This window comes from Curtobacterium sp. B8 (genome assembly GCF_000333315.1).
Taxonomy (GTDB): domain Bacteria; phylum Actinomycetota; class Actinomycetes; order Actinomycetales; family Microbacteriaceae; genus Curtobacterium; species Curtobacterium luteum.
This window is the reverse complement of record NZ_BACW01000689.1, coordinates 1-8371: the sequence shown is the minus strand read 5'-3', so window position 1 is coordinate 8371 and position 8371 is coordinate 1. Positions and strand designations below refer to the sequence as shown.

The following is an 8371-nucleotide window of genomic DNA, read 5'->3' as shown; positions in this document are numbered from 1 at the left end:
CGAGGGCGGTCTTGTCGAAGACGCCCGCCTCTTCCATCTCGCCGATGAGGTCGTTGCCCTCACGGGTGCGCTCACCGACACCGGCGAACACCGAGACACCACCGTGGTCCTGCGCGACGCGCTGGATCATCTCCTGGATGAGGACGGTCTTGCCGACGCCCGCCCCACCGAAGAGACCGATCTTGCCACCCTGCACGTACGGGGTGAGGAGGTCGATCGACTTGATGCCCGTCTCGAACATCGTGGTCTTGGACTCGAGCTGGTCGAAGGCCGGGGCCTTGCGGTGGATCGGCCAGCGCTCGGTGACCTCGATGGCCTCGTCGGTGTTGAGCACGTTGCCCAGCACGTCGAAGACCTTGCCCTTGGTGACGTCGCCGACGGGGACCGAGATCGGAGCGCCCGAGTCACGGACCTCCTGGCCACGGACCAGACCGTCGGTCGGCTTCAGCGAGATGGCGCGGACGAGGTCGTCGCCGAGGTGCTGCGCGACCTCGAGGCCGATCTCCTGCGAGGAGTCACCGATGGTGATCGTCGTGTGCAGGAGGTTGTAGATTTCGGGGATGGCGTCGTGGGGGAACTCGATGTCGACGACGGGACCCGTGACACGGGCGATCCGGCCGACACCGGGCGCCGACGACGTCTCGACCGCGGTGGTGGCGGTGTCGGTCATGGCTGGTGCCTTCCTGAGGGTGGGTAACTGTCCGCGAACGACGCGGACTACTTCTTCTTCGACGAGAGGGCGTCGGCGCCGCCGACGATCTCGGAGATCTGCTGCGTGATCTCGGCCTGACGCGCGTTGTTCGCGAGGCGGGTGAAGTCACGGATGAGGGAGTCCGCGTTGTCACTCGCCGACTTCATGGCCTTCTGGCGGGCGGCGTGCTCGGAAGCGGCCGACTGCAGCATGGCGTTGAAGATGCGGCTCTCGATGTAGACCGGGAGCAGGGCGTCGAGCACGGCGTCCGCGTCGGGCTCGAACTCGTACAGCGGGAGCGGCTCGTCGTTCGACGGCGCCTCGACCCCCTCGACGACCTCGAGCGGGAGCAGCCGGACGACCTGCGGCTCCTGCGTCGCGATGCTCACGAAGCGGTTGAACACGATGTGGATCTCGTCCACCCCGCCTTCGGCCGTGTCCTGGAGGAACTTGCCGACGACGGCGTCGCCGATCTCCTTGGCGGTCGAGAACTCGGGCTGGTCGGTGCCGCCGACCCACTGCTGCTCGGACGGGCGCTCACGGAAACCGAAGTACCCCACGGCCTTGCGGCCGACCAGGTAGAACACGACCTCCTTGCCCTCGCTGCGGAGGAGGGACGCGAGTTCCTCACCCTGCTTGAGGACGTTCGTGCTGAACGCACCGTTCAGACCGCGGTCCGAGGTGAACAGCACCACCGCGGCTCGCGTCGACGACTCGGGCTCCGTGGTCAGCACGTGGTCGACGTTCGAGAACGTCGCCACGGCCGACACGGCCCGCGTCACGGCCCGCGAGTACGGACCGGACGCGGCCATGCGGGCCTGTGCCTTCTGGATCCGCGACGCCGAGATCAGTTCCATCGCGCGCGTGACCTTCTTCGTGGTCTTCGCGGACTTGATCCTCTGTCGGTAGACCCGGACCTGCGCTGCCATCTAGCGACGACCCTTGACGATCTGCTCCTGGTCGACGTCCTCGGAGGACGCGGACTCGAACTGCTCCGAGCCGAGCGTCTTGCCGTCGCTCGTCTGGAAGCCCTTCGTGAAGGCGTCGATCTCGCGGTCCATCGCGGCGACGGTCTCGTCGCTGAGCTGGTTGGTCTCGCGCAGGGTGGTGAGGATGTCCGAGTTGCGGCGGAGGTGCTCGAGCAGCTCCGACTCGAAGCGGAGGACGTCCGACACCGGGACCTCGTCGAGCTTGCCGTTGGTGCCGGCCCAGATCGAGACGACCTGCTCCTCGACCGGGTACGGCGAGTACTGCGGCTGCTTGAGGAGCTCGGTCAGACGCGCACCGCGGTCGAGCTGACGCCGCGACGCCTGGTCGAGGTCGGACGCGAACATCGCGAACGCCTCGAGCGAGCGGTACTGCGCGAGCTCGAGCTTGAGCGTGCCGGAGACCTTCTTGATCGACTTGACCTGCGCGTCACCGCCGACACGCGACACCGAGATGCCCACGTCGACCGCCGGACGCTGGTTCGCGTTGAAGAGGTCGGACTGCAGGAAGATCTGGCCGTCGGTGATCGAGATCACGTTGGTCGGGATGTACGCCGACACGTCGTTCGCCTTGGTCTCGATGATCGGGAGACCCGTCATCGAACCGGCGCCGAGGTCGTCGGACAGCTTCGCGCAACGCTCCAGCAGGCGGGAGTGCAGGTAGAAGACGTCGCCCGGGTAGGCCTCGCGGCCCGGCGGACGGCGGAGGAGGAGGGACACGGCACGGTAGGCCTCGGCCTGCTTCGACAGGTCGTCGAAGATGATCAGGACGTGCTTGCCGCCGTACATCCAGTGCTGGCCGATGGCCGAACCGGTGTAGGGGGCGAGGTACTTGAAGCCGGCCGGGTCGGAGGCGGGTGCCGCGACGATGGTGGTGTACTCCATCGCACCGGCGTCCTCGAGCGCGCCCTTGACGGAGGCGATCGTGGAGCCCTTCTGACCGATGGCGACGTAGATGCAGCGGACCTGCTTGTCGACGTCGCCCGAGTCCCAGTTGGCCTTCTGGTTGATGATCGTGTCGATCGCGATCGCCGTCTTGCCGGTCTGGCGGTCGCCGATGATCAGCTGGCGCTGACCGCGGCCGACGGGGATCATCGCGTCGATGGCCTTGATGCCGGTCTGGAGCGGCTCGTGCACCGACTTGCGGGACATGACGCCGGGTGCCTGGAGCTCGAGGGCACGACGGCCCTCGGCCGGGATCTCGCCGAGACCGTCGATCGGGTTGCCGAGCGGGTCGACGACGCGTCCGAGGAAGCCGTCGCCGACCGGGGCCGAGAGGACCTCGCCGGTGCGGGTGACTTCCTGGCCCTCTTCGATGCCGTCGAACTCGCCGAGCACGATGGCGCCGATCTCGTCCTCGTCGAGGTTCTGCGCGAGGCCGAGCGTGCCGTCCGCGAAGCGGATGAGCTCGTTGGCCATGACGCCGGGGAGGCCCTCGACGTGCGCGATGCCGTCTCCGGCGTCGGTGACGTGCCCGACCTCGGCCGTGGAGGCCTTCGTCGGCTCGTAGTTCGAGACGAAGTCCTTCAGGGCATCACGGATCTCATCGGGGCTGATGGTGATGTCTGCCATGGGATTTTCCTTGTTGGTTTCCGGGGCCCTTCGGCTCCGAGAGGGTGATGCTGCCGTCACGACGACAGTTCCCGTTGTGGACTCTGGGTGGGTCGGCTTCGACGGTACGCTCAGCCGGCCAGCTGGAGCCGGAGCTCCGCCAGGCGCGTGGACACGGTGCCGTCGATGACGTCGCCGCCGATCTGCACCCGGACCCCGCCGACGACCGAGGGGTCGACGACCTGGTTGATGCTGATGTCCTTGCCGTACCGCTCGCCGAGACCGCGGGCCACGCGGGCGGACTGTCCGGCGTCGAGCGGCGTCGCGGTGATGACCGTCGCGACGAGCTTGTCCGCCTGGTCGGCCACGATGCGGCTCGCGTCGCGGACCAGCTCGCCGATCCGACGGCCACGCGGCTGCTGCACGAGCGCCGAGAGGATCGTCACGGTCTGCTGCGACGCCTTGGAGCCGAGCAGCCGCTCGACGAGCGCGCCCTTCTCCGCCGGGCTGCCGAGCTTGGTGCCGAGCGCCAACTCGAGGTCGGCGTCCGAACGGACGGCGGTCTCGAAGGCGAACAGCTCCGACTCGATGGAGGACTCCGACCCCGCAGTGGCGGCGACGGCGCGGATGCCCGCGTCCTCGATGCCCGCGAGGAGGTCCTGCTGCGAGGACCAGCGCGAGCCGGCCACCGCGGTCAGGACCGCACGCGTCGCGTCCGACTGACCGGCGAAGACGCGGTCGAGGACGACCTTCTTGCCGGCCGGGTCGGCCGTCGGGTCGGACAGCAGACCGAGCAGCTGCGGCGCACCGGCGATCGCACGCCCGGAGGCGAGGATCTCGGCACCCGTGGCCAGGTCGGCGCTGCTGCCGAGGTCGGCGAGCACCGCCCTCGTGGACGCGAGTGCTTCCCTGGTGGCGCTGCGCATGCTCAGCGCTCCCCGGCCTTGGACGCCTCGAGGTCCGCGAGGAAGCGGTCCACGACGGCGTTCGACTTCGCGTCGTCCTTGAGGGACTCCCCGATCACACCGGACGCGAGGTCCAGTGCGAGCGAGCCGACCTCGGTGCGGAGCGACTGGAGCGCGCTCTGGCGCTCGGCCTCGATCTGCGCCTGGGCGTTCGCGGTGATGCGGGCGGCATCGGCGGCAGCCTGCTCGCGGACCTCGTTGCCGATGGCGGTTGCGTCTGCACGGGCCTGCTCACGGATGCGCGACGCCTCGGCACGCGCTTCCGCCAGCTGCTTGTTGTACTCGTCGAGCGCAGCGGCGGCCTGCTCCTGAGCGGCCTCCGCCTTCTTGATGCCACCTTCGATGGCCTCGGTGCGCTCGTCGAGCATCTTCGTGATCCGCGGGATGATGACCCAGTAGAAGACCGCGAGGATGATGACGAACGCAACGGCCGACCACACGATGTCGTACACCGGCGGGACGAGGGGACTGTGCGTCTCCTCCGCCGCGATGATCAGTGCGTTCTGCATCGAGGGGCCTTAGTTGGTGCCGGTGAAGATGAAGTACGTCGCGATGCCGATGAAGGCAAGGGCCTCGGTGAAGGCGATACCGATGTACATGAGGGTCGTCAGACGGCCCTGGAGCTCCGGCTGGCGAGCGACGGACTCGATCGTCTTGCCGACGACGATGCCCACGCCGATGGCCGGGCCGATCGCTGCGAGGCCGTAGCCAACCGTCGCGATGTTGCCGTTGATTGCCGCGAGAACGGTCGTTGCGTCCACGTGTTTTCCTTTCAGGTGCGACCCGGCGGATGCCGTGCCGTATGGGGGTCAGTGCAGGTCAGTGCTCGTCAGCCAGCGCGAGCTGGATGTACACAGCGGTCAGCAGCATGAAGACGTACGCCTGCAGCAGCGCGACCAGGATCTCGAAGAAGCTGAACGCGATGCCGAACGCGAGCGTCCCGACACCGAAGAGCTTGAAGGCGCCCTCGGTGTCGAACAGGAAGAACTGCGTCGCCGCGAAGAACAGGACGAGCAGCAGGTGCCCGACGACCATGTTCATGAGCAGTCGCAGCGTCAGCGTCACCGGACGGAGCACGAAGGTCGAGACGAGCTCGATCGGCGTCACGATGATGTAGAGCGGCCACGGGACCCCGGGCGGGAAGAGCGCATTGCGCAGGAACGCGCCGGGGTGCTTCTTGAGGCCCGCGTAGATGAACGCCACGTAGGCGACGACCGCGAGGATCAGCGGGTACGCGATGCGGCTGGTGCCCTGCAGGTTGAACCCGGGGATCAGACCCGTCAGGTTCAGGAACAGCACCGAGAAGAAGATGGTGGCGAGGATCGGCAGGAACCGCTTGCCGTCCTTCTCGCCGAGGTTGTCGAACGTGTTGCGACGGACGACGTCGAACGCGTACTCGATGAGCGCCTGACCGCGACCGGGCACGAGCTTCATCGAGCGGGTCCCGACGATGCCGATGACCAGCAGGACGGCGACGGCGATGAAGCGGATGATGACGAGGCGGTCGATCTCGAACGGCGTGCCCGCGAAGAGGAGCGCGTCAGGGAAGAACTCGTTGATCGACGGACCGTGGAACTCGGCGGCCTGGCTGCTCCCCGCCGCGACGGGGTTGACCGCAGCGGTGAGGGACAGGGGAAGAGCGTGGGATAGCAGCGCTGTCTCCTGTGTCGGCGCGCGCACACACGGCACGCGATGGTGGACTTTGTGGAGGCTCGTCCGCTCCGAGCGCAGGCTCCGGACGCGGACTTCGAGAAGCCTATCAGGTGCGGGAGGCTTCCCGGGCTCTCAGTTGCGGGTGTCGCTCTTCCCAGGAGCCGAGGAGGAACCGGGGAGCGGCACGTCGATCGGGACCCGCGCGGTGGCGACCGCCACGACGTCGATGACGAGCGAGCCGACCACGCCGACGATGATCACGATCGCGAGGGTCGGGAAGTCGACCCAGTCCCGGCCGCGGAGCAGGAAGAGCGCGACGAGGAACAGCACGAACTTCAGCAGCCACGTCCCCATGACGATGCCGAAGAACGCGCCGGAGATCATCTGGCCCTTCGAGGCACGGAGCGCGACCAGGACGGACAGCGCGGTCAGCCCGAGGAACACGACGCTCAGCACCGCGCCGAGCAGGCCCCCGACGAGCCCGGGCGTGCCGGAGACGAGGAGCCCAACGACTCCCCCGACGACGGCGAGGCCGAGCGCGAGCAGGCCCGCCCAGACGAGGATGCGGCGGAACACCGGCCGGACGTGGTCGAGCGCGTTCGGTGCGGTCACGTGATGTCTCCAGGGATCGTGCGGTCGTTGGCGGCCCGGTCGAGCGGGTCGAGGCTGGCGTCCACCACGGCGGCGGAGCGGTTGGCGGTCTGGGCGGCGATCTCGGTGCGCTTCCGGCCGAGCGGGGCGAACGTGGCGACGGCGCACACGGTGAACCCGACGGCCACGAACGCGACCACCCAGTACCAGTCGACGAACAGGAACAGGAGGCAACCGAACGCGACCGTGGCCGTCCACGCGTAGAAGATGAGCACGGCGTGGAAGTGCGAGTGCCCCATGTCGAGGAGCCGGTGGTGCAGGTGCTTCCGGTCCGCCGAGAACGGCGACTTGCCGGCGCTGAGCCGTCGGGTGACCGCGAGGCCGAAGTCGAGGATCGGCACGATGAGGATCGCGAACGGCAACAGGATCGGGATGAACGCCGGCAGCAGCGCCTGACGGGTCTGCACGGCAGCGGGGTCGATGTTGCCCGTCACGCTCACCGCGCTGGTGGCCATCAGGAAGCCCACGAGCAGCGCGCCGGCATCCCCCATGAACAGCTTCGCGGGGTGCCAGTTGAGGATGAGGAACCCGAAGCACGCCCCGACGAGGACGGCCGTCAACAGCGACGGCAGGTTGAAGAAGAACTCCGTCTGCACGACCACGCGGTTGATGAAGAACGTGTAGAGGAAGAACACCCCGCCGGCGATGATCGCGACCCCGGCCACGAGCCCGTCCAGGCCGTCGATGAAGTTCACGGCGTTCATCACCAGCACGACCGCCAGCACCGTGAAGATGAGGCTCATGTACGAGGAACCGACGCCGAGCGTGTTGCCGATCGGCAGCGAGACGATCGCGACCCCCTGCCACGCCAGGATGCCGGCGGCGATGATCTGCCCGGCGAGCTTCGTCATCCAGTCCAGGTCCCAGATGTCGTCCGCGACGCCGAGCACGACGATGATCGTCGCGCCGCCGAGCACCGCGAGCACGCGCCCGGGTTCGGAGAACACCAGCCGGAAGTAGTCCGTCCCCGCGATCGACGGGAACAGGAACCACGCCGCGAGCATCGCGACGATGACGCCGAGGTACATCGCGATGCCCCCGAGGCGCGGTGTCGGCGTGCGGTGCACGTCGCGCTCGCGGACCTTCGGGTACCAGCCGTACCGGACCCCGAGCTTCCAGACCAGCCAGCTGATGCAGAAGCTCACGACCGCGGCGATGGCTCCCGCGAGCAGGTAGTACTTCACGCGACCAGGTCGGCCCCGACGACCCGCGCGATCTCGTCGTCCGGGATCACGCCGTGCCGCACGATCGTCAGCTTGCCCCCGGTCGAGAGCCCGGTCGCGTCGACGATCGTCGACCCGGTGGACGCCGCGAACCCGTCGTGCACCTCGATCGGCCCGCCGTCGAGGTACACCGAGACGCTGTCGCCGAGCATGCGCTCGGCCGCGTCGACGTCCATCGCCGCGGGGTCGCCCGTGCTGTTCGCCGATGAGACCGCGAGCGGACCGACCTCCTGCAGGAGCTCGAGCGCGATCCGGGAGTCCGGCATGCGGAGCGCGACGGTGCCGCGGGTCTCGCCGAGGTCCCAGTCGAGCGACGGCTGCGCGCGGAGGATCACGGTGAGACCGCCCGGCCAGAACTCGTCGACGAGGTCGCGCACCTGCTGCGGGACCTCGCTCGCGAGCGCGTCGAGCGTCGGCGGCCCGGGGATGAGCACGGGCGGCGGCGACTGCCGGGTGCGGCCCTTCGCGTCGAGCAGCCGCTGCACCGCGGACGCGCTGAACGCGTCGGCGGCGAGACCGTAGACGGTGTCGGTGGGCACGACGACGAGCTCCCCGCGTCCGAGTGCGGCACGTGCGAGCCGCATCCCGGTGAGGAGGCCGTCGGGGTCGGTGCAGTCGTATCGGGAGGCCATGACTCGCACGATGATAGTG

The 8371-nt window shown here is 68.5% G+C and carries 9 protein-coding genes and 1 pseudogene; all 10 read right to left on the bottom strand.

Going from position 1 to position 8371, the window contains the following annotated elements; all coding sequences use genetic code 11:
- A pseudogene (locus tag I59_RS18515) lies at nucleotides 1-670 on the bottom strand (F0F1 ATP synthase subunit beta); the annotation flags it as partial.
- A gap of 47 nt (nucleotides 671-717) precedes the next feature.
- Entirely contained in the window at nucleotides 718-1620 is a 903-nt protein-coding gene (locus I59_RS18510) for a F0F1 ATP synthase subunit gamma (RefSeq protein ID WP_022905155.1), read from the bottom strand.
- On the bottom strand, nucleotides 1621-3249 hold the full coding sequence (atpA, locus tag I59_RS18505) for a F0F1 ATP synthase subunit alpha (protein WP_022905154.1): 1629 nt from the start codon (nucleotides 3247-3249) through the stop codon (nucleotides 1621-1623).
- Nucleotides 3250-3359: 110 nt separating this feature from the next.
- Nucleotides 3360-4154 (bottom strand): F0F1 ATP synthase subunit delta, encoded by a 795-nt coding sequence (locus I59_RS18500; RefSeq protein WP_022905153.1) that lies wholly within the window; start codon nucleotides 4152-4154, stop codon nucleotides 3360-3362.
- Nucleotides 4155-4156: 2 nt separating this feature from the next.
- Complete coding sequence (locus tag I59_RS18495) at nucleotides 4157-4702, bottom strand: F0F1 ATP synthase subunit B (RefSeq protein WP_022905152.1); 546 nt, start codon at nucleotides 4700-4702, stop codon at nucleotides 4157-4159.
- Between the two features lie 9 nt (nucleotides 4703-4711).
- A complete protein-coding gene (gene atpE / locus I59_RS18490) occupies nucleotides 4712-4954 on the bottom strand; it encodes an ATP synthase F0 subunit C (protein ID WP_022905151.1) in 243 nt (80 codons plus the stop codon).
- A 58-nt stretch (nucleotides 4955-5012) separates the two neighbouring features.
- A complete protein-coding gene (atpB, locus tag I59_RS18485) occupies nucleotides 5013-5873 on the bottom strand; it encodes a F0F1 ATP synthase subunit A (RefSeq protein ID WP_022905150.1) in 861 nt (286 codons plus the stop codon).
- Between the two features lie 105 nt (nucleotides 5874-5978).
- A complete protein-coding gene (locus tag I59_RS18480) occupies nucleotides 5979-6458 on the bottom strand; it encodes a hypothetical protein (protein ID WP_022905149.1) in 480 nt (159 codons plus the stop codon).
- Nucleotides 6455-7681, bottom strand: coding sequence for an MraY family glycosyltransferase (locus I59_RS18475; protein ID WP_022905148.1), 1227 nt, complete (start codon nucleotides 7679-7681; stop codon nucleotides 6455-6457). The genes I59_RS18480 and I59_RS18475 overlap by 4 nt, the downstream gene beginning before the upstream one ends.
- Nucleotides 7678-8352, bottom strand: a complete 675-nt coding sequence (locus tag I59_RS18470) for an L-threonylcarbamoyladenylate synthase (RefSeq protein WP_022905147.1) — start codon at nucleotides 8350-8352, stop codon at nucleotides 7678-7680. The genes I59_RS18475 and I59_RS18470 overlap by 4 nt, the downstream gene beginning before the upstream one ends.
- Nucleotides 8353-8371: the final 19 nt, after the last annotated feature.

Bases quoted from the DNA above. Each gene is read 5' to 3' on its own strand.
- atpA (WP_022905154.1), bottom strand. From the start codon at position 3,249: ATGGCAGACATCACCATCAGCCCCGATGAGATCCGTGATGCCCTGAAG.
- I59_RS18470 (WP_022905147.1), bottom strand. From the start codon at position 8,352: ATGGCCTCCCGATACGACTGCACCGACCCCGACGGCCTCCTCACCGGG.
- I59_RS18495 (WP_022905152.1), bottom strand. From the start codon at position 4,702: ATGCAGAACGCACTGATCATCGCGGCGGAGGAGACGCACAGTCCCCTC.
- I59_RS18510 (WP_022905155.1), bottom strand. From the start codon at position 1,620: ATGGCAGCGCAGGTCCGGGTCTACCGACAGAGGATCAAGTCCGCGAAG.
- I59_RS18500 (WP_022905153.1), bottom strand. From the start codon at position 4,154: ATGCGCAGCGCCACCAGGGAAGCACTCGCGTCCACGAGGGCGGTGCTC.